Source organism: uncultured Psychromonas sp. (genome assembly GCF_947489755.1).
Taxonomy (GTDB): Bacteria; Pseudomonadota; Gammaproteobacteria; order Enterobacterales; family Psychromonadaceae; genus Psychromonas.
Genome location: NZ_CANLFB010000113.1, coordinates 1 through 220, shown reverse-complemented (window position 1 = coordinate 220; position 220 = coordinate 1). Strand labels below are relative to the sequence as shown.

The following is a 220-nucleotide window of genomic DNA, read 5'->3' as shown; positions in this document are numbered from 1 at the left end:
GGTAGTTCAGTTGGTTAGAATACCGGCCTGTCACGCCGGGGGTCGCGGGTTCGAGTCCCGTCCACTCCGCCAACAGTATTATATGAAAGCTAAATGGTTTATTTCACCAGTAATAAATTACAAAGAAATAACTGTAACACACTCGTGGAGTGGTAGTTCAGTTGGTTAGAATACCGGCCTGTCACGCCGGGGGTCGCGGGTTCGAGTCCCGTCCACTCCG

The 220-nt window shown here is 51.4% G+C and carries 1 tRNA gene; it reads left to right on the top strand.

The window, feature by feature from the left end:
* Positions 1–146: 146 nt before the first annotated feature.
* Positions 147–220: transfer RNA gene (locus Q0794_RS18225), tRNA-Asp, on the top strand.